This is a genomic window from Bradyrhizobium sp. CCBAU 45321 (genome assembly GCF_028128975.1).
Classification (GTDB): domain Bacteria; phylum Pseudomonadota; class Alphaproteobacteria; order Rhizobiales; family Xanthobacteraceae; genus Bradyrhizobium; species Bradyrhizobium yuanmingense.
On record NZ_LFKZ01000128.1, the window covers coordinates 1 to 22,309 of the forward strand.

General features: G+C 58.2%; 17 protein-coding genes and 1 tRNA gene. 7 read left to right on the forward strand and 11 right to left on the reverse strand.

What is annotated here, in order from left to right:
- The 5 genes from ACM43_RS27285 to rfbC form a co-directional block, all read right to left on the reverse strand.
- Window positions 1-4,466, reverse strand: a 4,466-nt coding sequence (locus ACM43_RS27285; protein ID WP_271544325.1) for a DUF4082 domain-containing protein, incomplete at its 3' end; no start/stop codon positions are given.
- A 449-nt stretch (window positions 4,467-4,915) separates the two neighbouring features.
- Entirely contained in the window at window positions 4,916-5,803 is an 888-nt protein-coding gene (gene rfbA, locus ACM43_RS27290) for a glucose-1-phosphate thymidylyltransferase RfbA (protein WP_157280437.1), read from the reverse strand.
- Window positions 5,712-6,698 (reverse strand): dTDP-4-dehydrorhamnose reductase, encoded by a 987-nt coding sequence (gene rfbD, locus ACM43_RS27295; RefSeq protein ID WP_271544328.1) that lies wholly within the window; start codon window positions 6,696-6,698, stop codon window positions 5,712-5,714. The genes rfbA and rfbD overlap by 92 nt, the downstream gene beginning before the upstream one ends.
- A gap of 7 nt (window positions 6,699-6,705) precedes the next feature.
- Window positions 6,706-7,764: a dTDP-glucose 4,6-dehydratase gene (gene rfbB / locus ACM43_RS27300; RefSeq protein WP_271544330.1), complete on the reverse strand. Its 1,059-nt coding sequence runs from the start codon at window positions 7,762-7,764 to the stop codon at window positions 6,706-6,708.
- A 14-nt stretch (window positions 7,765-7,778) separates the two neighbouring features.
- Window positions 7,779-8,336 carry a dTDP-4-dehydrorhamnose 3,5-epimerase gene (gene rfbC / locus ACM43_RS27305; protein WP_271544332.1) on the reverse strand — a complete coding sequence of 186 codons (558 nt, stop codon included), beginning with the start codon at window positions 8,334-8,336 and terminating at the stop codon, window positions 7,779-7,781.
- Between the two features lie 351 nt (window positions 8,337-8,687).
- On the opposite strand from rfbC, the gene ACM43_RS27310 reads away from it, so the two are divergent.
- The 3 genes from ACM43_RS27310 (at window position 8,688) to ACM43_RS27320 (ending at window position 14,681) form a co-directional block, all read left to right on the forward strand.
- On the forward strand, window positions 8,688-11,024 hold the full coding sequence (locus ACM43_RS27310) for an AAA family ATPase (protein ID WP_271545081.1): 2,337 nt from the start codon (window positions 8,688-8,690) through the stop codon (window positions 11,022-11,024).
- 78 nt (window positions 11,025-11,102) lie between these two features.
- The gene (locus tag ACM43_RS27315) at window positions 11,103-13,064 is read left to right on the forward strand and encodes a hypothetical protein (RefSeq protein ID WP_271544334.1); all 1,962 of its coding nucleotides are present in this window, start codon (window positions 11,103-11,105) and stop codon (window positions 13,062-13,064) included.
- 147 nt (window positions 13,065-13,211) lie between these two features.
- Window positions 13,212-14,681 (forward strand): exopolysaccharide biosynthesis polyprenyl glycosylphosphotransferase, encoded by a 1,470-nt coding sequence (locus ACM43_RS27320; RefSeq protein ID WP_271544336.1) that lies wholly within the window; start codon window positions 13,212-13,214, stop codon window positions 14,679-14,681.
- Window positions 14,682-14,743: 62 nt separating this feature from the next.
- Here ACM43_RS27320 and ACM43_RS27325 read toward each other — a convergent pair whose 3' ends face one another.
- Window positions 14,744-15,112 (reverse strand): H-NS histone family protein, encoded by a 369-nt coding sequence (locus ACM43_RS27325; protein WP_271544338.1) that lies wholly within the window; start codon window positions 15,110-15,112, stop codon window positions 14,744-14,746.
- A 706-nt stretch (window positions 15,113-15,818) separates the two neighbouring features.
- On the opposite strand from ACM43_RS27325, the gene ACM43_RS27330 reads away from it, so the two are divergent.
- Entirely contained in the window at window positions 15,819-16,205 is a 387-nt protein-coding gene (locus ACM43_RS27330; RefSeq protein WP_081493007.1) for an H-NS histone family protein, read from the forward strand.
- 146 nt (window positions 16,206-16,351) lie between these two features.
- On the opposite strand, the gene ACM43_RS27335 is transcribed toward ACM43_RS27330, so the two are convergent.
- From ACM43_RS27335 to ACM43_RS27345, 3 genes are all read right to left on the reverse strand, one after another.
- The gene (locus ACM43_RS27335) at window positions 16,352-17,380 is read right to left on the reverse strand and encodes a nucleotidyltransferase family protein (protein WP_157280442.1); all 1,029 of its coding nucleotides are present in this window, start codon (window positions 17,378-17,380) and stop codon (window positions 16,352-16,354) included.
- Window positions 17,381-17,417: 37 nt separating this feature from the next.
- Window positions 17,418-18,458, reverse strand: a complete 1,041-nt coding sequence (locus ACM43_RS27340) for a serine/threonine protein kinase (RefSeq protein WP_271544342.1) — start codon at window positions 18,456-18,458, stop codon at window positions 17,418-17,420.
- Window positions 18,459-18,741: 283 nt separating this feature from the next.
- A complete protein-coding gene (locus tag ACM43_RS27345) occupies window positions 18,742-18,987 on the reverse strand; it encodes a hypothetical protein (RefSeq protein WP_271544344.1) in 246 nt (81 codons plus the stop codon).
- A 696-nt stretch (window positions 18,988-19,683) separates the two neighbouring features.
- Here ACM43_RS27345 and ACM43_RS27350 point away from each other — a divergent pair.
- Both ACM43_RS27350 and ACM43_RS39020 read left to right on the forward strand, forming a co-directional pair.
- A complete protein-coding gene (locus ACM43_RS27350) occupies window positions 19,684-19,899 on the forward strand; it encodes a hypothetical protein (protein ID WP_074448160.1) in 216 nt (71 codons plus the stop codon).
- 702 nt (window positions 19,900-20,601) lie between these two features.
- Window positions 20,602-20,778: a hypothetical protein gene (locus ACM43_RS39020; RefSeq protein WP_404540481.1), complete on the forward strand. Its 177-nt coding sequence runs from the start codon at window positions 20,602-20,604 to the stop codon at window positions 20,776-20,778.
- Between the two features lie 123 nt (window positions 20,779-20,901).
- Here ACM43_RS39020 and ACM43_RS27360 read toward each other — a convergent pair.
- Window positions 20,902-20,986 (reverse strand) — tRNA-Leu (locus ACM43_RS27360).
- A 195-nt stretch (window positions 20,987-21,181) separates the two neighbouring features.
- The gene (locus ACM43_RS27365; protein ID WP_018647371.1) at window positions 21,182-21,424 is read right to left on the reverse strand and encodes a FliM/FliN family flagellar motor switch protein; all 243 of its coding nucleotides are present in this window, start codon (window positions 21,422-21,424) and stop codon (window positions 21,182-21,184) included.
- An 89-nt stretch (window positions 21,425-21,513) separates the two neighbouring features.
- Here ACM43_RS27365 and lipB point away from each other — a divergent pair, with 89 nt between their 5' ends.
- Entirely contained in the window at window positions 21,514-22,251 is a 738-nt protein-coding gene (gene lipB, locus ACM43_RS27370; RefSeq protein WP_271544346.1) for a lipoyl(octanoyl) transferase LipB, read from the forward strand.
- The last annotated feature ends 58 nt before the right edge of the window (window positions 22,252-22,309 follow it).

The following is a 22,309-nucleotide window of genomic DNA, read 5'->3' on the forward strand; positions in this document are numbered from 1 at the left end:
GTCTCGCTGGCTGACAGGCCGCCGAGATCGGTGACCGAGGTCTTGATGCTGAGGGTGCCAACATTGCTGGACGTTGGTGTACCGCTGAAGGTCCGCGTCGAGGCATTGAAGGTCAGCCATGCGGGAAGTGCCGTGCCGTCGGCGGCTGTCGCCGTGTAGGCGAGCGAATCCCCGGAATCGACGTCGGTGAAGGTACCCGCAGGCAGCGTCAAGGAGAATGACGCACCGACCGTTGCGGTCTGATTGCCGGTCTGGGCGGCCAGCACCGGCGCGTCGTTGGCGCCATGGATCGTGACGGCGAGCGTGGTCGATGACGTGGCGCCGGCGGCGTCGCGCATCGTGTAATTGAAGATATCGCTGAGCGTGTCGGTCGACTGCCGCAAGGCCTGCACGGCCGCATTCGTCTCGTTGACCGTATATGTGAAGCCGCCCGAGGCATTGAGCACAAGGCTGCCGTGCGCTCCAGACAGCGCTGAACCGAGTGTGCCGCCAGTCGAGCCGAAGCTGACGGCGGTGACCGTCTTGGTATCGCCCGCGTCGGGATCGGTATCATTGGTCAGCACGTTGCCAGTCGCCGCCGTGCCACCGACGCTGTTGCTCACGCCGCCCTTTTCGGTGGCATCACCGGTGTCGGCGACCGCGGTTGGCGCCGTATTGTTCGGACTGGAGGAGCCGTTGAAGACGACGTCGACCCAGTAGTTGGAGGATTTGAAGGTATTCGCCGGGAACGTGCTTCCAGATCCGTAGGCATAGACCCCGTTGCTGCCAGCCGGAGCCGTTAGCTGCCCGTTGGCAAGCGATGTCGTGAAATAGTTCTGGGTACCGGAATAATTGCCGTTGGTGTGGTAGGATGCGACATAGGTGGTGCCTGCCGTAATCGCCACAGGCGTGGAGAAGTTGACCTGCTGCCAGCCGCTGGCTGTCTCGTTCGTGAATGTCGCAGTTGCAAGCAGGGTTCCGGTCGAGCTCCAGAGATCCGCAATATGGGGACCCGTATTCAACGATCCCTTGTAGAAGCGCAGGCCGGTTATCGTGCCGTTCACCGATGCGGTGAACTTGACTCCGACTTCGACGGGGCTGGTATCCCCGGAATTGGGGACGCTTGGCGCATCATTGGTGCCGAACAGGCTCTGCGCGGAGACCGGATAGTTGACCTTGAGGGACACTTGGCCGGAACCACTTTGGCCGCTCGTGTCTGTGATCGTGTACGTGAAACTCGCCGCGCCGGCATAGCCATTGGTAGGAGCAAAGGTCACCGTCTGGTTCTGCGAGTTGTAGCTCACGCTTCCGTTGACCGGGTTACCGACGCTGGTGAGCGAGAAAGCCAGCCCGGAGGGATGGGTGTCGTTCGCAAGCAACGTCGATGCCGCAATATTCAGCAAGCCATTCTGGGTAACCGTGAAGCCAGTGTCGCCATTAGCTTGTGGCGACGCCACGCCTGAATCATCGAAAACGACGTCTACCCAGTAATTCGGGGCTTTCGTGGAGGAAACGTTGCCGGGGAAGGTCGGGCCGCTGCCATAGGCATAGACACCGTTGAGGCTGCTACCCGGCGCGGTGAGCGCACCTTTCGTAACGCCTCCATAACCGATGAAGTAGAAGTCGGTCGCGGAATAGTGGCCGGTGTTCGCGTGGTAGGAAGCAACATACGTCGTGCCAGCGTTCACACTGACAGGCGTGGCGAAATTAACCTGCTGCCAGCCGCTCGCGGTTTCGTTGGTGAAGGTGGCGCTCGCAAGCAGCGTGCCGTTTGCGGTCCAGAGATCTCCGATGTGGGTGCCAGTATTCTGAGGCCCTTTGTAGAAGCGAATGCCGGTGATCCTCCCCGACACGGCCGGGACGAATCTGACCCCAAGCTCAACCGAGGCGGAGTCGCTGTCTGAGAGCAACGCAGGCGTATCGGTGCTACTGAAGAGTGTCAGGTTGGAAGATGGTGTGACCGTGTAGGTTGCGCCCGCACCGGATGTTTCCAGGTTCAGGCTGTCGTCGACCGCCCTGGTTTTGAGATTATAGGTCCCTCGTGCCCCTGTGACGAACGTGTATGACCAGGTCACGGTCGCCGCGCCGACATTGCTGTTGGTTGGGTGCCAGGTGTTTCCACCATCTGTGGAAATTTCGACGCCGGCAATCTTTCCGCCCGCGTCATTGGCCGTCCCCGTCACCGTGATCGATTGCCCCTCGACAACGCTGGCAGCGGAGAGATTGCCGATACTAGACGTCGGCGCCGTGGTGTCGGTCGACCGAATCGCGGCCGTCAGGTTCGCTTGCAGCGTCGCCGGCTGAACGCCCATATCAGCGAAAAGGTTGACCATCGCCTGCTGGACATTAGGGTCTACCGGAGTCGCAGGTCCGTCGTGGTCGCTTGCAAGCGCCCACGGCCAGTTGATCGAACCGGCCGAGAATATCAGTGCGCCACTGACGGGATCTCGATGCAGCACAAGATTGTGGGTTGCCGTGCCGTTTGCGAACGAGTTGCCATAATCGAGGAGAAGCTGTCCATTCACCTGCAATGTGGTAGATGAGACACTCATCAACCCCGCTGGGCGAAATCCGTTGTCGGGCGCCGTGTCCCATTCAACGCCTAACAGGCCAGGTACGAGCGAGGCGGTCTGCCCGGGTGACGTTTGCGCGACGGCCGTATTGCGCCAGAAGCGCAATTGGGTCATTGGATACGGTATCGTGATCGTATCGTACCTGAATGCGTTGACCGCGAACAACGTACCGGTCAACTCGTTCGAGGGGAGAGGCGGACCGAACCGCGGGTCAGAGTAATTGCCGGTCGCCTGTCCTGTTGGATCAATCAACGCATTTGCGTGTGTATCCTTGTAGCTAATGAGTGTGCGATTGGCTGATCCGCTACCATCGATGCTGGGTGCCAACCTTGTTTTCCAATAGATCTCGTTGCCTGTGAGAAAGGCAAGGTTCACGCCAGCATGCGCTGCAGCCTGTACGTTGGCACGCTGAGCTTCTGTCCAATACTCGTCATGCCCCGCGTCCATGAAGACTTTGTGATTGAGCAACAACGAGCCGTTCGTCGCAGCATCGATTCCCGAAATGTAGGAAACGTCGTACCCGTTTTGCTCGAGCCACTGAATGGCCGCAAACTCAGCCGTGAACGGGGAGTCTCCCCCCTCAGAAAAGGTTCCCTCGCCGTCACGCGTTATGAGGGGGCGATTGTAACTGACCGCGTAGGCTGATCCACGGACGCCCGGACCATTCCCGAAATATAGGTTGGCTCCTCCCCAGCCGTTGTAGGCTTGCCAGTCCTGATCACTTGTCTGGAGGACGATGTCGCTGTGCGATGCGTCGTTCCTTATGATGAATGGGATCTGGAAAATCTCGTTGCCGTTGACCACGCTGGCTATGTAGACGCCCGAGACCGCATCGCTCGGTACGCTCCAGGAATCGGTCACGTTCCAATTGCCGGCATCGACGAGGCCGGTCGACGGATCGCGCAATGGATCGGGTTGGACGACCGCCGTTGCGGCCTGATGCTGCAGGCTCGTAACCAGCCTGGCACCATCGCCGCCGTAATAGCCCAGCCGGTAGACATCGACGCGATAGTTCGGGTTGCCGGTCAAGTTGTTGATCTTGAATTGGACCGTCCCCCCGACATTGGTGCTGATCGCTGTCGCAAACCCTTCGGTCAGAGTTGAATTCTCGCCCGGCTGAATCTGCCAGACACTCTTCGGCGTACCTGGCTTCTGGTTTTCCAGCACGATGGGATTCGTGGGCGGATCGGAAACAATGGTGCCTCCCTGCCCATCGCTTTCAAAATTCCAATTCGAGTTCATCCCCGAGAACAGCAAGGAGACATTGGCCGCACCGTTGCTGAAATCGACCGTGCTGATATTCGAGCTATTGTCGTAGTGGACGGTTGCCGACATCGACGATGTAAAGGGGAGATCCTTCAAGTCGATGAGGTTGCCTGGCGCGAGCGGCGCTCCCGGCGACGGACCCGCGATCAAGCCGTGGAAGTTGGCCGACTGATCGAGGACAAGCGTGCCAGTTCCCGTTTCGAACGACACCGTTATGCCGGAGAACGATCCATTCAAGAATCGGCCGGAAACCGAACCTCCGATATCTAGGATCGCCTTGTCTGCAATCTCGAAAGATCCAGTACCGCTGACGTCACCCCTGAACTCCCCGGTCGGAATGCGATTGCCGAGGAACGCTCCAACCTCGACCGTCCCATTGTTCAGCACATCGCCTTCGACGATAAACGGCGAGCCGGCATCCAACGAAAGCGTCGCACCTGCATCGAGGATCAGACTCTCAATATCAACACCGGTCGAGCTCGTGACGACGTACGTTCCTGCTGCATCGAGGAACGCAGCGTCGATGGTGCCTGGGAGCCCAGCGCTCCAGTTCGCTGCGACATTCCAGGCTCCGTCAGCCGGATGGACCCAGTGAGTGGCGCCGGGGGTGGAGGCCGATTGTGATTTCTGCGCCGCTCCGTTCGCCACAGATGAGAACGTTGGCGTCAGGCCGTTATGAGTGCCCGTCAAAGACGTCGAAGATAGCAGCGCAGGCAGTCGCGACCGGGAAGGTGCAGCGAAGAGAGCGGGCATAACGCCGAGAAAGCCCGCCGAGTCGGCCCGAGACGTCCGTTCGAAGAACGAGGCGTTCCCCCCTGCAGCGAATGACCCGCTTACTGACCGATCAAAAACCCGCGGAGCCCAAAGGCCAAGTGCGTCGAAACCCGCGAAAGCGCTCGCGAACGGCGATTCCTGCCAAAGGGCTGGAATATCCTGCTCCCAAAGCCGAGTTCCCCGTCCGAAGGCGGTCGCCTTTTGAACCAGCATGAGCATACCGATTAAATGAATAATCGCCTCTCAGCATTTTAATCGTATTTTAAATCACGGTCAATTCAATACATATAATTCAGCTCCGTTTCGATATCGGCTGAGTGGTGCTAACGCGAGGCAAACTGCGGCAGTCGCGTGATTTCGCTCAGATATTTGCCGTAGCCGCTCTTCTCCAACGGTTGAGCCAACGCTAGTAGTTGATCGCGATCAATGAAGCCAAGCCTGAACGCGACCTCCTCGAGGCACGCAATCTTCATTCCCTGCCGCTTTTCCAGGGTCTGGACGAACGTCCCTGCGTCGATGAGAGATTCGACCGTGCCGGTATCCAACCACGCAAATCCCCGCCCCATGCGTTCAACGTGGAGCGTATTGGCCGAAAGGTAACGCATCTGAAGATCGGTAATCTCGAGCTCGCCGCGCGCCGATGGCTCGACACGGCGAGCGTAGCGGACGACGCGGTTGTCGAAAAAATACAGCCCTGTGATTGCCCAGTTCGAAGCCGGCCGTTTGGGTTTCTCTTCGATCGACACGGGGCGGTCCGCTTCATCAAACGCGACCACGCCGTACCGTTCTGGGTCTCGCACGTGATAGGCAAAGACGGTTGCGCCTTCCGCGCGACCTGCCGCCCTGGCAAGCAACTCGCTCAGGCCATCGCCGAAGAAAATATTATCCCCAAGCACCATCGCCACGCGATCGCTTCCGATGAAATCGGCCCCGACAATGAACGCGTCTGCCAGACCAGCGGGTCGGGTTTGTTCGGCATAGCTAAGCTTGATCCCCCATTGGCTGCCGTCGCCTAGCAATCCCTCGAACTGAGACCGATCCGAAGGCGTGGTAATGATCAGAATTTCGCGGATCCCTGCCAGCATCAGCGTCGACAGGGGATAGTAGATCATGGGCTTGTCATAGATCGGGAGCAACTGCTTGCTGACCACTCGTGTGATCGGATAGAGGCGCGTTCCGCTGCCGCCAGCCAGCACGATTCCCTTCAGCATCGGTTTCTCCTCCGACCAGCTGGTCCAGACAAGCTTGGAGTGAATGGCGCCAAGGCGCCAGGCGAATCCCGAACACGCGTTCGGCCTTGGATGAGTCCAGGCGCGAGTTCCGAGGCCGACGCGCAGCGGTCGGAAACTCCTCAGTCGTTATCGCCTCGAGCGCCCGAATCCGCGCTCCACGACGGGAACACTCGTGGAAGATTGCCTGCGCAAAATCGTGCCAGCTTGCCTCACCTTGGCCACCGAGATGAAAGATCCCGGCGGTGGCCCTGCGATCTTCCGTTACTGACTGTTGTGCAATCCGGAGGACGGCTTCCGCGAGGTCGAACGCGTAAGTCGGGTTACCATGTTGGTCGCTGACAACCCTCACGACCTGCTGCGTCTCGCATAGCCGCAGCATCGTTCGGACGAAGTTGCTGCCATAGGGACTGTAAAGCCAGGAGCATCTGATCACGGTCGCGAGCGGGTGCGCTGCCAATACAGCAGCCTCCCCAGCAAGCTTGGATGCGCCGTAGACGTTCAACGGCGCCGGAATGTCGCTTTCGTCGTACGCCTCGGGTTTCGCACCGTCGAATACATAGTCGGTCGAGAGATGGATGAGCGGAATGTTCATTTGCCACGCGACATCCGCCAGCGCGGCCGCGCCATCGCGATTGATGCTGAAGGCCCTCGCCACTTCAGATTCGGCCTGATCTACCGCCGTATAGGCGGCCGTGTTGATGATCGCAGACGGCCCGATCGACGCAATGAGCTTGTCGATGCCTTCCCGGTTCTCTAGATCGAGTTCTGGGCGCCCGAGAGCGATCGCAGGCAAACCGCGCCTTGTGGCAAGATCACGAAGGCACATTGCCAGCTGACCATTCCGTCCGGCAAAGAGGATTGGTCGATCTGTCATCTCGACCTCAGCTTTGGGCGGCCAGGAGACCCAGACGCGAGCCGTCATAGACTCCGCTGCGAGCACGCTCCCACCAGGAACGGTTCTTGAGATACCATCCGACGGTTTCGAACAGGCCGTGTTCGAAGGTTCTGATCGGTTTCCAGCCGAGCTCGCGATGTGCTTTCGATGCGTCTATTGCATAGCGGGTATCATGCCCGGGTCGATCCGGCACGAACGTAATGAGAGAACGTCTGCACCCTGCGCCCGGAGATAAGCGATCCACAACGTCACAGATCCGGGTGACGACCTCCAGGTTGGATCGCTGGGCATCTCCGCCGAAGTTGTATTTCTCGCCGGGCCTTCCTTCGTGCAAAAGTCGTATCAAGCCCGCGGCATGATCATCGACGTGAAGCCAGTCGCGGATATTCCTTCCGTCGCCATAGACCGGCAGAGGCTTCCGGTCGATCGCATTGAGAATCGTCAGCGGGATGAGCTTTTCCGGAAACTGATACGGCCCGTAATTGTTCGAGCAGTTCGACACGATCACCGGCAGGCCGTAGGTCCGAAACCATGCGAGTGCGAGGTGGTCCGCGGCGGCCTTGCTCGCCGAATAGGGCGAGCTCGGCCTGTAGGGCGTATCCTCGCGAAATAGATCATCTGGTCCCAACGAGCCGTAGACTTCGTCTGTGGACACATGGATGAATCGAAAGTGCTTCCGCCTGGAAGGTGGTAGACGTTCATAGTAGGCTCTGGCCGTCTCCAAGAGCGTGTAGGTGCCAACCACATTGGTATTGACGAAGGCGTCGGGTCCGTTGATGGAGCGGTCGACGTGGCTTTCGGCGGCCAGATGAATGATCGCGTCCGGCTCATAGTTGGCGAACGCAAGATCCATGGCCGCGCGATGGCAGATGTCGGATTGCAGGAATGCATAAGTCTCCAGCTTCTCGATGCTCGCGAGCGAAGTCAGGTTGGCCGCGTACGTCAACTTGTCTATGTTGATCACTGCGGCACCAGTCTGTAACACCAAACGGCGACAGACCGCAGAACCGATAAAGCCCGCTCCGCCAGTCACCAAGATACGCATTCTACTCGTCTCCACTAGTCGAAAACGCAACCGAGCTGGCTGAGCGTAGGAAGAGTCTGGTCCTTTGGCGACACGTGGGCTTCTGAGGGCGTCACCGGCCACTCGATCGCTAACTTTGGATCAGCCCAATAAACGCCACCGTCATGACTTGGGGCATACACCTGGTCGACTTTGTATAAGATGACGGTCTTGGGCTGCAGCGTACAGAAGCCGTGCGCGAACCCCTTCGGAATGAATACCTGCTCGCCGCCTTCACTATCCAGTTGTATCGAGATGTGCTTGCCGAAGCTGGGCGATGAACGCCGAAGGTCAACTGCAATATCGAGAATCGCCCCGCTCAACACCCGTATCAACTTCGCCTGGGCGAAGGGCGGCCGCTGGAAGTGCAGGCCGCGCACCGTGCCGATCCAATCCGAGCTGGACTGATTGTCTTGAATAAAGTCATGGAGAATTCCCTTCTCTGCAAACGCTGATCGCTGGAAGGTCTCAGAGAAGTAACCGCGGGCGTCGGAAAACCGATCTGTGCGAATGACTTTGACATCAGGGATCGCCAAGGATCGCAGCTCCAACATTGGATACCCTTCTGCCCGCTCTCAATTCAGATCGGCTTCGATGAGGTCGACCATAATCCCCGTCGAGATTAATTCTCCACCCTCACAATCCACCGCGAAACGGTCGCACGATTTCGGCGAAGGTCATTGGATCAGCTGCAAGTCACGGAAATCGTTTGGAATATCAAACGCACCCTCGAACAAAACTGCCGCACTTGCATTTTTCATCTCCACTTCGATTAATATATTGTTTATTTAATTTGGCAAGCGGGTTTTTATAAGGTATATAATTTCATACTATCTCGCAGAACGCTTTAAATGCCGCCTTCGGGTGGGCGGGCGCAACGTGACCAATCGTCGGACAGGTACGTGATGCTTCAGAACAATCTTCAACATGCGGATAGAATGCGGCTGCCGGTGAACGGACCGGCTCAACCCGCGCAGGCAGACGGCGGAGGGATCACCGACATCATCAATTTCGGCATCGGGCTTCTACGGCGCCAGTATCTCGTAATCCTTGTTACCGCCGTACTCGCCACTGCGGCCAGCTTGCTCTATCTCCGTTTGGTGTCCCCAACCTATACGGCGCAGGTTCAGATCCTGTTGGCCAATCCCAGGCCTCAATTTGTCCAGCAGCAATCACTCCTTGCCGAACCGGCCTTCGATCTCAGTCAAATCGAGACCCAGCTTCAGCTCCTGAGGTCAAAGGCCAATGCGGTTGCGGTAATCGACAAGTTGAAACTGGCCGACGATCCGGACTTTAGTGCGTCCGGCCTCACTTTGCAGGCGATCTGGCAACGAATTTGGCCATGGCCGTCGATCAGATCGAAGAAGGATGCGCCACACGAGACGAATGGCGAACCGTCGGACACTCTCGTAGACGCATTTCTCAGTCGGCTTTCCGCTGGACGTGTCGGGTACAGCCGGGTCATTGAGATCAGCTACAGTTCGAGCAACGCAGCTCGAGCCGCGGAGATCGTGAATGCGATAGCCGACACTTATGTTGCAGACCAGCTCAATGCAAAATTCGACGCCAATCGCAAGGCAACCAGTTGGCTGCAGGAGAGGCTGCGTGATCTCGGCGACCAAGCCCTCGCCGCGCAACGTGCCGTCGACGTCTACAAGGCTCAGAACAACATTGTTTCTCTGGGTGGAAAGCCCATCGACGAGCAGCAGATTACGGAGATCAACAATCGACTGGCCGCCGCACGTGCTCAGACATCTGAAGCCACCGCCAAGTTGGCTCGTTATGAAACTCTCCTTGCCGTCGACCCGAAAAGGCCGTCCTCGATAGACAATCTGGATGCTATCGGGACGGATGCGCTGAACAGCCAGATTATTACGGGGCTGCGCCAGCAATATCTGGAGCTCACCAGGCGTGAGGCCGAGTTGGCCGCGAGAGTCGGTCGTGACCACTTGGCAGTCGTCAATATCCGGAACCGCGCACGAGAGTTCCGCGTCTCCATTTTTGACGAGGTCAAGAGACTTGCCGAGGTCAGCCGAAGCGAATTCGAACTGGCTAAACAGCGCCAGGAAGAGATCGAAAAGCAATTGACCAAAGCCGTTTCGCAATCCCGTTCGGTCAATTCTGCTGAGCTGACCATCAAGGACTTGGAAAGCAGGGCAAAGGGCCTGCATAGCTTGTACGAGACCTTCCTTCAGCGTTACATGGGCTCTACACAGCAGGAGACGTTTCCCACCTCGGATACGCGGGTACTTTTTCCGGCTTCGCCGCCGGCGAGCAAGAGCAAGCCGAAAGCAAGGTTGATCCTGGCGTTTGGTATTCTCGGCGGCCTCGCGCTGGGCATCGGCTTGGCGCTCCTCAGAGACCTCATGGACCGTGTCTTTCGGACCTCTTCACAGGTGGAAACCGTACTGGAGTTGCCTTGTCTATCTTTGGTCCCGTTGTTGCCGGCCCGCAAATCTCCCAAACCACCAATCCGCCTTCAGAAGACCGATGATGATGTTCAGCGACGGATAGCCTCGTCTCCAACTGCAATTCATCAGACCGTGGTCGGGATGCCACTATCTCGATATACGGAGGCCATTCGTTCCATCAAGCTAGCGATCGACCACAACCCGGCGAAAATCTCTTCCCAGGTCATCGGCATTACCTCTGCGTTACCGAATGAGGGGAAGACCACGATTGCAGCCTCGCTCGCACAGTTGATCGGGCACACCGGCAAAAGAGTTATCATCGTCGATTGCGACCTCAGGAATCCCTCACTGACCGGCATCTTCGCGCCCAAGGCGGCCTGTGGGATCATCGAAGTTGCAAACGGTAGCCGGTCGCTCGCCGACGCTGTCTGGAGGGACCCGGCGACCAATCTTGCATTTCTGCCCGCCGTGCGCCGGGGACCTTTGCTTCACACCAGCGAAATTCTTTGTGCGGACTCGATAAGCAAGCTCTTCGACCGTTTACGGGCCGAGTATGACTACATCATCGTCGACCTTCCGCCATTGACACCGCTGGTGGATGTTCGAGCCACGTCATCCCTGATTGACTGCTACATTCTCGTTGTTGAATGGGGCCGGACCAAGATCGATGTAGTGCAACACGCACTGCACACGGCACCGAACATTCACGAATCTCTGATTGGGGCAGTTCTCAGCAAGACCGATACCAAGGCGATGGCTCGATATGACGGGCATCGGAGCTACTACTACCATGATAGCCATTACATCCGTTATGGCCTTTCTGGCTCTTGAGGCTGGCTCATAGCGGCCTGCCCCTTTAGCTGGCCTGAGGGACCAGCGGAGTGGCCGCACAACACCACGGGTGTTCACATGATGGTCCGGCTTGTCATATTGGCCGAGTTGGTGGCGATTGCCGCGGCGTTCGCAATGCCGGAGAGCCTGCAGGCCTGGGTATTGATATCGGTGGTACTCGCAACCGCGGCGCTAATGGTCGCGATCTTTCCACCGCCCTCCTCCCTCGGGCTCGCTAAACTACTCCGTCCTAGTCTCGTCGTTGTACTCGCGGCTCCGGCGCTCTGGATGGCTTTGCAGGCGGTGCCGATGCCGATTGGCAAACTCGGCAATCCCATTTGGGCAACTGCATCGGCGACCTTAAACGAGCCCCTCGCCGAAAAAATCACAGTCGACACCACGGCGACCATGGTCTCGCTCGTGCAGTATTGCGCCGTGCTTGCTGCAGCTCTCGCTGCAGCAGTCATCGCGCTTGACCGGTATCGCGCAGCGCAACTGCTACATATTCTGCTGTCGATAGCCACAATCGTTACCGCCTTGTGGTTCGGCAGGGAAATAGCCGGTGTGGCTGGGCCCGATGGCTCGACCGTCGCGGTGCTCGGTGTGTTGCTCTCCTGCGCAACGGCAATTCGTGCGGTCGATCAAATACTCCGACGCAGTCGACCAGGGACAATTGCGCTAGGCCCGCTCCCTGCGCTGTCAGTCGCGACCATCGCATTGATTGTCTGTATGGCGGCGCTGCTCATTCGGGGCAACGCGACTGCAGTCGTCTCGGCCATCCTCGGCTTAGAAATCTTGCTCTCGGTGTTCGCGGTTCGCAGGTGGTTCCCGGGATTGTGGGGTACTGCTGGCGTCCTTGCGACTGCCACGATTGTCTTCATTGCCACGGCTACGGTCATTCCCTTCAGAACGAACACCGACCTGACGATCGTCTTGTCAACGAGCAGTCAGGCCGCAACAGAACGGATGCTGCAGGACGTCGCGCCGGCAGGATCCGGTGCGGGTGCTTCGACGGTACTTTTGCCGATTTACCAGGACGCCGGCGTTGGCGACTCGCCAGAGAGACCAACCGCCGCCGCCACAATCGTTATAGACATGGGATGGGCTTTTCTTTGCGCCGTCGTGGTTGCTGCCTTGCTCTGCGCTACTGTGCTGATCCGACGTGCTCTGTTACGTGCTTACGATTACGTCTTCCCAGCGCTGGGCGCCGGCGCTTTGATTGCAGTGACGATACTCGCGTTCTCCGATCATGGAATTCTGGGATTGGGAGCATCGCTTTTGGTCGCTGCGCTTATTGGTCTGGCGTTCGGTCAAAGCCTCTCCGACGCAGCACGTGACGCCATATCGTCTGGGTCGAAAGCGACGTCTGACCAAATTGCAGATCAAGCACCTGCGCCTCGCCGAACGTTGACCCCAACGCTTGTCGCCATTTGGCCCCGCGTTAGCCTGATGGTACTTGGTATTGTGCTGATCGTGGAAGCAGCGTGGATGGCCCTTCCTGAGCGGTATCTCGGCGCAAGATCGTCTTTGCCGTCAGTTCTGTCGACTGCAGCAGCAGGGCCGAGCGCGATGTCAAAGACGAGTTCCCTTGCGGCAGCGCGTGAAGATCTATGGATCCGAGGGGGATCAAGATTCAACCGGGATTCGGCTCTGGCTGCATTGCGCTCTTCGCCACTCCGCGGTGACATTTGGCTCTTGCTCGCGGCGACGTCGAAGCACAGTTCGCCTCAGCCCAACACGGCAGCGATGCTTAGAATGTCATACTATACTGCGCCGAATGATTTGGACCTGCTTCCGTTGCGCGTATCGGTCGCACTCGCCGCAGATGTCATGGTGCGGGAGCCCGACCTGCGTGAATTGATCAAACGGGACGTCAGCCTCGTCGTTAGACATCGGCCTGCCCTCAAGCCAGCCCTTGTGACCGCGTACCGGTTAGCCTCGGCTGATGGGAAGATCTATTTCGAAGGCCTGATTTCGGAACTCGATCCGGCGTTCCTCGACCAGGTGCACGCGCAGAGTTCGCGAAGGGGTTCTCGCTAACTTCAAGAGCGCGCCTTCAGCCCAAGCCGCGATCGCAGATCGGCGACAAAGGGGCGCACGCCATTAAATGCGCGGAACCGGGGTTTTTGCTTGATAAGAGCGATTAATTAATAAATAATTAAATATTAAATAGCAGAGCCCCGGCACATGAACTTCGTGAACCGACATTTCCCCAATCGGGAGGTTACGGATCGTCTCAGTCCCGAACCGACGGTATCCCGCGAGCCCAAATGGCCCCTCCGTTATGACGCGGTCGAGCACGTGGTGCTCGGTGCTGATGTTGCGACTATTCTGTTTGCCAGCCTCGTCTCTACATTGCTTTACCAAGCTCAGTATGGGCAAGCCGCGGCCAACTTCGCCAACGCGCTTGGCCTGGCGCTGGTTAGCGCAGCTTGTCTCGTTTGCCTGCTGAAGACCTACGGCCTTTATCAGCCGGTTGAGCTCCTCGTTCTCCGGAACCAGATGCGCGCGGTCTGTTTGGCTTGGATGTCCTCAGTACTTTTCATCTTGGCGGTGTACGGCTTCGCAATTCGCCCGGACACCTCTCAGCACCCAGTCCTGCTCTTCGCCGTCTTGGGCCTGAGCTTACTTTTGGGCGAACGGTGGGGAGTCAAGGTGCTTCTCGGAAGGGCCCTGAGCGGCAGGAGGTTCGCCACTACAAACATTGTTCTGATCAGCGATCAACCATTGGCGAAGAACGTGGGATTGTCCGAGACCTTGTCGATGCACGGGTATCTCATCAAGGGACGGTTCAGCTTGCCTCCGTTAGGCTTCGGTCCTGCCTGCCGAAGGCGGCTCACGACGCGCGTCATCGACTACATCCGCACCTGCAATCTCGATCAGGTAGTGGTGGAAGCTGAACCGGAGCGATGGCCCGAACTGCGAGCCTTTGTTGCCGATCTGCGCGTTTTGCCCTTCCCGATTATATTCGTGCCCGTTGGCACGACATCCGAATTGCTTCGACACCCCAAGCGGAGTCTTGGAAGCGCCGTTTGTGTAGAACTCCAGCGTGGCCCCCTCACACCGCTGGAGTGCGCGATCAAGCGGACGATTGACGTAATCGGTGCGGGCCTCGCATTGGTGATGCTCGCCCCGCTGCTTGCGCTCACCGCGGTGGCGATCAAGTTAGATTCCCCCGGGCCTGTATTCTTTCGGCAGCAACGCTGTGGCTTTAACGGCCGAATCTTCTTGATCCGTAAATTCCGGACCATGCGTGTGCTCGAGGACGGACCCGTAATCCTTCAGGCCAACCGCGCCGATCGACGCGTTACCCGCGTCGGCAAATGGCTGCGCCGAATGAGCTTCGATGAATTGCCGCAACTGTTAAACGTTCTCGATGGCAGCATGTCGCTCGTGGGCCCACGTCCTCACGCCGTGGCTCACGACAGTGAATTTGACAAGCTTGTGCGAAACTACGCGCTTCGGCATCGGGTCAGGCCAGGATTGACTGGCTGGGCTCAAGTCCATGGCTGCCGGGGCGCCACTCCCACAGCAGTCATGGTCGAAACACGTGTCCAATATGATCTCTGGTACATCGACAACTGGAGTCTTGGGCTGGATCTCGCAATCCTCCTGCGAACTCCGGTAGAGGTCTTGCGAGGGCGCAATGCCTACTAGAGCACAGATCATGCGAGTAGCGCCTCTTATTGGCTCTTACACTCCTGCCAATCGCCGACTAGTCACGCCCGCTGGCGAAGCTTCGGACTTGCTTCGCCAATGCGAAACTCTTCAATTCTCCGGCCAGACTTCATTGCGGCAACCAACCAGCGCGGCCGCTTACCACGTCCCGACCAGGTCTCGGCCGTCTGCGGATTCCGATATTTCGGCAGCACCCGAGGATATTTGCGTCTCGGCTTGCCGGTCGAAGACCCGCCTGCCGGGTTCGAATCCGCCAAAACAGCCATCCCGCCCCCAAGTGCCGCTAAGCGCTTTTCCAGCTCGTTCTTTTCCGCCTTGATCCGGTCAGACAGGATCCCGCTGATTTCCTCATGAAGCGACCAGAGATCGTCAAGGGACATCGCCTCTAACTCAAGTTTCTTAGCCGACATGGTCTCACCGTGTAGTTGCGCCCAATCAAATATCGCCTCTGTCCATATATTAATCAAGACAGAGAATCCCGATTATCCCAAGAGAATGTGGGGAACCGAACTGGAACTGTCGCTCCAGATAACTGGGTCCACGTTAATAATCAAGCCAGGAAAATGAGCGATCCGCACAATTTAACTACGGACAGGACATGAGCACATCTATTTGCTTAATCGCCGTGCGGGAACTGCTCAAGCCCCATCAGAGATGGCATATGAGCCGATCCCGTCAGGGACCTGCCACGCCGCAGTATTAGATGCTGACGCGCCGGACTGCTTTTTGTTGAGCCTCGGCTTGCCTACCGCCTTGCGGCCTCCCCCGAGACGCAAACGGCAGCTAATAATCCCAATCTCCTTCAGCGCGCGCCGTCTGAGCTCGATTTGGAAGCTCAGGGCCCGGATATTGGACAACACGGTCGGCGGAGCCGCAAACCGGCCGACTGAATCCTGAAGACGTTCAAGAGGATACTCTATCAAACCATGCCTCCTCTACGCATCTTCGCAAGATTCTTTGCCACCGAGATCAATTAATAAAATAATCGTCGCAATAATTATTAAATAATATATAATAGATTTATTGCATGGTCAATTTGAGCACTGATTTGGTCAAACATTCATTCGTCACTGACGAAGAATGGCTGGATGACGACGGGTCAGTCGAGAGATGCTAATGCGAAGGCAAGATCTCGAAGCCATGGATTTTGAGGAACTTTGGCTCCTTCACGAGGAGCTGACAAAGATTCTCGCCGAAAAGATCACCGCCGAAAAGCGAGAGCTAGAAAAGCGTCTTGCGCAGCTCAACCAGCCGGATCAACTCGGTGGAGCTGAAAGCGGGGCGACTGAGGCGGGAACAGGCCAGCCGCCCCGTCGCAAATACCCGAAGGTCGTGCCGAAGTACTTCAATCCGCTCCAGCCAACAGAGACTTGGTCTGGACGTGGTAAGCAGCCCCGCTGGCTCGTTGCCGCCCTGCAATCGGGCCACACGCTCGAGGAGTTCAAGATCCCCGAGAACGGTGAATCGTCCGAACGGAATGCTGGTGGCCGAGAGCATTCCTAGATGCGCGAAAGTCGGACACACCGCATCGAGCTGGGAATTTCCACCGTGCGTCCCGAGCGGCGAATTCCGCCTCGAACAGGCGGCGGATCGAAAACCCGCTTGGCCAACCGACGCCTCAATCGCGAAAGCGCTGACGTTCGCTGGCCTTAGACCTTGCCCGCACGAGCTGCGGTCGTCGCATTCAAAAGAAGTCGTAAGGTGCTAGCTCTTGGCACAGTCCACAATCCCCGTCGGTTCGCCCCTGTTTTTGTCGAGACGATAGTTGCCTCTCTGCGGTAGTTTCTGAAGTCCAGAAGGCTCATCGCCAGGAGAGGCACGCGCGTAGCCGGAAAGCGTGCTTGCATCAACTGACGCATGAACTGCAGGCGAGGAATCAGTCGGGAGCGCAACGCGTGTGGAATATCGACGCCAAGCAGCTCGGCAACGGCGATCAGCTGGGTTTCAACCGCGTTCTTCATCAAGTCGCCGGAGACACGAGAGGTAAGCTTCTCCCAATCGACAGGCTCGGCTGAATGGCTTAGGTCGCGCAGTTCAACAAGGTGCCGCAGGTCGAGGTCGCCAAGCCAATAACCATAGTCTTGAAACTGGTCATGGATGATCAACATCAGCGCTTGGAAGGTTGGCGTAGGGATATATACGCGTGCCCGTCCGAGCGGCGCAGGAATACAATGGTTCAGCGCATGCCCGAAGTTCTGGTAGAGGTACGCAGGACCTGGAGCTGCCTGCTGCAGGTCGATGGACCCGACATCCTGGGGGCGATTCAGATCGGCATACCATCTATGGCTTTCGGGAGGGGTCTGGTTATGGATATCGTAACCAATTCCAGATAGCGCGGCGACAGCCGTTCTGGCCTCGTCCGGCATGACCATGATATCCAGATCGGACATTATCCGAACACCTCTTCGCGCCTCGGGCGCGGTCGCCAGTGTCGAAGCTCCCTTGAGTAGGACCGGCGTAATGCCATGACCGTTCAGCGCAACGACGGCCTCTTCGAGTTGAGCGACGAGGCGGTCATTGCGCAGCCCGTTTCGGCGGTGGATATGGCGAATATAGGCGCAGACGTCCTCCGGCAGCACCGACGCGAATTTGTCGACAAAGTCGATGAGCGCCGGCGTCGTCAGGGTCTGATTTGCGAGCCCGATGACGGAGGTCCACTCTACGTCGACGGGCGGCATGCCGCGCAAGCAGTTGCAGAGGCTCCTGACCGCGCTGCTATGCCTTGCCATTGCACAGATCCACAAGCAGGCGCCGAGCCTCTCCGGCCTCGCAGTAGGTGAGTTGAAGCGATTGCGCGCCGGCGACAATCCGCCTTAAAGCAAGAAAGCCAGTCTGCGACAGTCTACCATCGCCGGCGAATGCGTGCTCGATGAGCCGCTTCATCGAATCCACACGATCTATTTCGGTTAGCTCGGTCGGACCGTTCGCGACCCGGTTCAAGAAGATGATCCAGCCTGCGGAGAAGCTTTCGTTCTGCGCATCAGGAATGGGTACGTACCGCACCCGAACGCCGTCGGAGCGGCAATGCGTCGCATCGTAGCGGTCGCCATGTAGTCGCGAGAGCAAGTCCCACGATCCTTCCTTGAGGGTGAGCGCAAACGGGACTCCGCAGATCGTTCCGTCACCGCCAACCAGCGCGACGTCATCGCCAGCGTACCGAAATCCGGCGTCCACCAGCTGCAGTGTGAGGGTAGACTTTCCTGCTCCCGGATGGCCGCATAACAACAGGCCCATGCCGTCGTTCACGAGAGAAGCGGCATGAAGGGAGAACACCCAACGAATGTTTCGAATAAGCCGCTCGGTGACGTGAGCTTTGATCGTAGGGGCTAGTGCATCGACTTCGCATCTGGAAATGCTGGAATCCTCTGCGCGCAAGAACACTTGCTCATCCAGTATCATTGCCTCGATCGCGATGTCGCCGTCGCCGCCGGCACTCTGGTCCGACACACTGAATGGCGACAGCAGCCGCCTCAAGAGGTCCGGATTTGCAGCCCGGATGTCTATTCTGTGGCGACCGAGATGAGCTGAGAAGGCGCAATCGGTCGGCATTCGCCAATCGACTTCGAGCAACGCTCGATCGATCCAGACATCTACGACCTGTCGCGTGAACTGGCGTGCCGTGTGCTCGTCAATGCCTTGCGCGGCAAGCCCCCGATAAATGTCTCCAAGCGAGGCGCCTTCCCCTAACTTACACCAGATGAATGCCCCTACTCGGTCGAGTTCAAAAATCTTCTGCCCCGCTTCGCTGAAGATCATTGGTCGACCATCCAACAGCGCGAATACTGCATCCGGAGCCGGTCTCAACACTATCTCTGCCGACGATCTTTCCAGCACGGCTTCCACCAATGTGAACCATTCTGCCTCGCCTGTACCGGCGAGGCGGCGACAGCCTCCGGGATGCGATGTTGTCGCGGCACCGGACAAGCGGACCGCCGCCACCTGCGAGACTCAATCTAGCCCGGCCTGCGGCGCCTGCGATTTCGTTCACACGAACATACACGACCCGGTCCGGCTCGTTTGGACATGTCAATCCGGCTGGTCATGCCGCGAGCTGACCGTCCTTGCCCCCGTCTTGAGGAGAAATGTTCAACCCCTGCTCTCCCATGAGGTTCGGCCTGGCGATCAACCGATGAGCATCCAATAGGTACCGATAAGCTTCGCGATCGGCACTCCGTTCTCTTAGAATGCGCTCCTTCTCGCCAATGCTGACCAATTCTGCGCGCATCTGAGCCAGCTGCAGCGTCTCCGAGGTGAGGTTGCACTGGTTAAGAATTAATTCCCACATTGTCTCCTCCAGCCGAAGAAACCTGGACGAGTGTACCTTACGTGATCGGCAGCAATTAACCAACGAGATTTACAGATTTTGCTTATAATCAAAATTTGTTTCATATTTGAACCTCGGGCGAGCATTCAATACCGTTGACAAAGCGCAACCACGTGCCGAACCGACTTGAGAATGATGGCCTGCAGAAGCCTACGAGAAAAGGGACTGACGTTTTTCGGCAATGCATCGCGCCGCGCAAAAAGATAAATCTGCCGAGAGTCGTAAATCAGACCGACAAGGCGAGTTTTAATTTGCACAAATAATAAAAAAGAGAATAGTTAACGGACTGCACCGAGGGGAGTGACACCAGTGATGCGGTTGGCTGATCTGTCCGTCGAGAGGAAATTGATGGTTTCGTCGCAGGGGGAACGTTCGACACGAAGTCGCGGGTATTTCGACATGACGGTTATTAGGCGCCTCCCAGAAGCGTTCGGTTGAGGTCGGACATTATTCAGAGTTGCGGCGAAAGCCCGCAGCTATCCCAAGAATTCGCCAAGCAGGAATCCGGTCGGTTGGAGAAGCGTCGTCACGAGCAAGCTGCCCTTTTGCTCGACAACGACCCCAGGTGCGATGCCCCCCAAGTCACCCGCACCGACGAGAGCGCACTCCAGCCGGCCGGCCCTTTTACCCACAAATACGTGTTTCAGGGAGGCTCGTATGGGCATGATCATGGTCAAGTGTCCGCAATCCGGCCGCGCGATTCCGACCGGCATCAAATCCGATCGTGAGACTTTCCTGCGAAGCATCGTGTTTTTCGGCAATACTCTTTGTCCGGACTGTCGGGCCAATCACAACTGGTTTGCCCGCGAGGCCTGGGTCGAGGAGCCGATCGTCAGAACAGTAGAGGTAGCTCGTACAGCGCCAACGTGCTGATGCAAATGACGCGCGCGCTTCGGAGAGTGTGTTGATGTTCCCTTCCGATAGCGCGTTGCTGTTGCAACGCATTGCAACCATTTAGAATATTTTCGCGCATTGTCGTAAAACGAACCGACGCCCCCGGTGGCCATCGCTTAGACGTTGTTGGCACGTCGCCACAAATCCGAGCTTCCGTCACGAGTTCGGCAAAGGCCTGTTTGGGGGTGTTGTAGTGAGTAGTGGGATTTCCAGCCTGGCTGTTCTGCGTGACACAAGAATCGAGCTCGTCAGCCTGCTGGCTCAATTGAGGCGGCTCCGCGAGAGAGTAAGAAGGGCGGAAGCACGGCGCTCGGGACAACGACGACGATCAGCGTCCGCATCGCGCGCCCGAGGCCGCCGAGCATGAGACATCGCATGCAAGGCATCCGCAGTTCAGGGCATTTGTGACGACTATGCTCCCTGGAGTTGAAGGCCAGCATGGAATTGCAAGCGCTCTTCTGGACCCCGTTAGTGTAGGACCACTTCATCGATACCCAACGGCCCAGGAGAACATTGGTGGCCCCCCGGTCGATAACAAGCGACGGTATCGCCTCTTTCGTTCCCATTCTGTTCTAATTGGTATGTCTGACCGACCCGCGAGCTGGCGCATGCCCAACCCGCAACTGACAACCGTCCTCGCCAGGCACCTTCCGAAACCTGAACGTGTGCAACCTCTACTCGATGACGAAGAACGTGGACGCGATCCGCCGCTTGTTTGGCGAGCTCAACAGCAGCGTCGGCAACTTGCCGAGCATGCCAGGCATTTTCCCGGATTACCCCGCCCCCAATCGTCCGCAACGTGCCCGAGGGCGTGAGGTCATTGCGGCCAGCTCTCCGCTGAAACTCATCATTACTTAGGATGGGGGTGAAATTTTGAAGGCAACGAGCAAGCCACACAGTGAGTTTGCGTTCACTTTCGACAGCTCTGGCACACTCGTATTCACCGCCGCGGTGGGCAACCCGCCATCGATTTGCAAATTATGGTGCGCTCGGAGGGACTCGAACCCCCACGGTGTTACCCACTGCCACCTCAAGGCAGCGCGTCTACCAGTTCCGCCACGAGCGCTAGGAGATGCCGGCCTGAGGTCGTTCGGGCGGCCGGATCAGCGGCGCCGATCTAACAAATCCATCAGGGGGATACAAGCCTGCAAAAGCCCTGAATTCCACAAGCTTGGCAGGAAAAACGCCGCCCTCCCCCAGGAGATCGGCCTTATAGGATACCCTGGCCGCTACCGCTTGCCCGGTCCGTGTGACCCGGGGCCTACCGCGTCCCCGGCGAGCGCGGCAGCATCTGCTTGACCTCGACCGCGATTCTGTTGCGGTCGACCAGCACAACGCCGGAGGCGACCGGCAGATTATTGGCGAGCACCTTGACCTCGTCGGCCTCAGTTGCGTCCAGCTCGATGATGGCGCCGCGGGAAAGACGTAATACCTGATGGATCGGCATGGTGGTCGTCCCGAGGACGACCATGAGATCCACGGTGACTTTGTCGAGAGTGGGCACTGTCAGGACCGCCGTAACTTGAGACTTGGGACTTGGGACTTGGGACTCTTCATTTGCTCCAGAGATCATCACCACGTTATGGTTAGCCAATGGTTAATTCCCCTGAAAGCCACCGCCAACACCTCGATTTGACGTCGTTTTCCGCCGCAGGCGGCGAGGTCGTCGAATGGCGGATTTCGGACGCACCGGTGCCCTATCCGGAGGCCGTGGCCGCCATGGAGGCGCGGGTCGCGGCGATTGCCGCGGGCGAGGCGCCGGAGCTAGTCTGGCTGCTCGAGCATCCCCCCCTCTACACCTCCGGCACCTCGGGCAAGGAAGGCGACCTGCTCGAGGCCCGATTCCCGACCTTCGCGACCGGGCGCGGCGGGCAGCTCACCTATCACGGGCCCGGCCAGCGCGTGGCCTACATCATGCTCGACCTCAAGCGCCGCCGGCCGGACGTGCGGGCCTATGTCGCGAGCCTGGAAGAGCTAATCCTGAAGACGCTCGCCGCCTTCAACGTCCGCGGCGAGCGGCGCGAGGACCGGGTCGGCGTCTGGGTCAGGCGGCCCGACAAGGGACCTGAGCACGAAGACAAGATCGCGGCGATCGGCGTCCGCCTGAAGCGCTGGGTCTCGTTTCACGGCATCGCCATCAATGTCGAGCCGGAGCTGTCGCATTTCGCCGGCATCGTGCCCTGTGGTGTCGTCGATCCCCGTTACGGCGTCACCTCGCTGGTCGATCTCGGCCAGCTCGTGACCATGGCCGATCTCGATATCGCGCTCAGGCAGGCGTTCGAAGAGCTGTTCGGACCGACCCGCGCGCTGCTGCCGGAAGCGGCAGTCTAATACTTTTTTGTTTGAGCCGACCGCGCCGCTCTCCGCCCGCCGCGGAATCAGCTACGCT

Bases quoted from the DNA above. Each gene is read 5' to 3' on its own strand.
- ACM43_RS27335 (WP_157280442.1), bottom strand. From the start codon at position 17,380: ATGCCGCCCGTCGACGTAGAGTGGACCTCCGTCATCGGGCTCGCAAAT.
- lipB (WP_271544346.1), top strand. From the start codon at position 21,514: ATGGTTAATTCCCCTGAAAGCCACCGCCAACACCTCGATTTGACGTCG.
- ACM43_RS27325 (WP_271544338.1), bottom strand. From the start codon at position 15,112: ATGTCGGCTAAGAAACTTGAGTTAGAGGCGATGTCCCTTGACGATCTC.
- ACM43_RS27315 (WP_271544334.1), top strand. From the start codon at position 11,103: ATGATGGTCCGGCTTGTCATATTGGCCGAGTTGGTGGCGATTGCCGCG.
- ACM43_RS27340 (WP_271544342.1), bottom strand. From the start codon at position 18,458: ATGATCTTCAGCGAAGCGGGGCAGAAGATTTTTGAACTCGACCGAGTA.
- ACM43_RS39020 (WP_404540481.1), top strand. From the start codon at position 20,602: ATGACGAAGAACGTGGACGCGATCCGCCGCTTGTTTGGCGAGCTCAAC.
- rfbA (WP_157280437.1), bottom strand. From the start codon at position 5,803: ATGCTGAAGGGAATCGTGCTGGCTGGCGGCAGCGGAACGCGCCTCTAT.
- ACM43_RS27345 (WP_271544344.1), bottom strand. From the start codon at position 18,987: ATGTGGGAATTAATTCTTAACCAGTGCAACCTCACCTCGGAGACGCTG.
- ACM43_RS27310 (WP_271545081.1), top strand. From the start codon at position 8,688: ATGCTTCAGAACAATCTTCAACATGCGGATAGAATGCGGCTGCCGGTG.
- rfbC (WP_271544332.1), bottom strand. From the start codon at position 8,336: ATGTTGGAGCTGCGATCCTTGGCGATCCCTGATGTCAAAGTCATTCGC.
- rfbB (WP_271544330.1), bottom strand. From the start codon at position 7,764: ATGCGTATCTTGGTGACTGGCGGAGCGGGCTTTATCGGTTCTGCGGTC.
- ACM43_RS27350 (WP_074448160.1), top strand. From the start codon at position 19,684: ATGGGCATGATCATGGTCAAGTGTCCGCAATCCGGCCGCGCGATTCCG.
- rfbD (WP_271544328.1), bottom strand. From the start codon at position 6,698: ATGACAGATCGACCAATCCTCTTTGCCGGACGGAATGGTCAGCTGGCA.
- ACM43_RS27330 (WP_081493007.1), top strand. From the start codon at position 15,819: ATGCGAAGGCAAGATCTCGAAGCCATGGATTTTGAGGAACTTTGGCTC.
- ACM43_RS27320 (WP_271544336.1), top strand. From the start codon at position 13,212: ATGAACTTCGTGAACCGACATTTCCCCAATCGGGAGGTTACGGATCGT.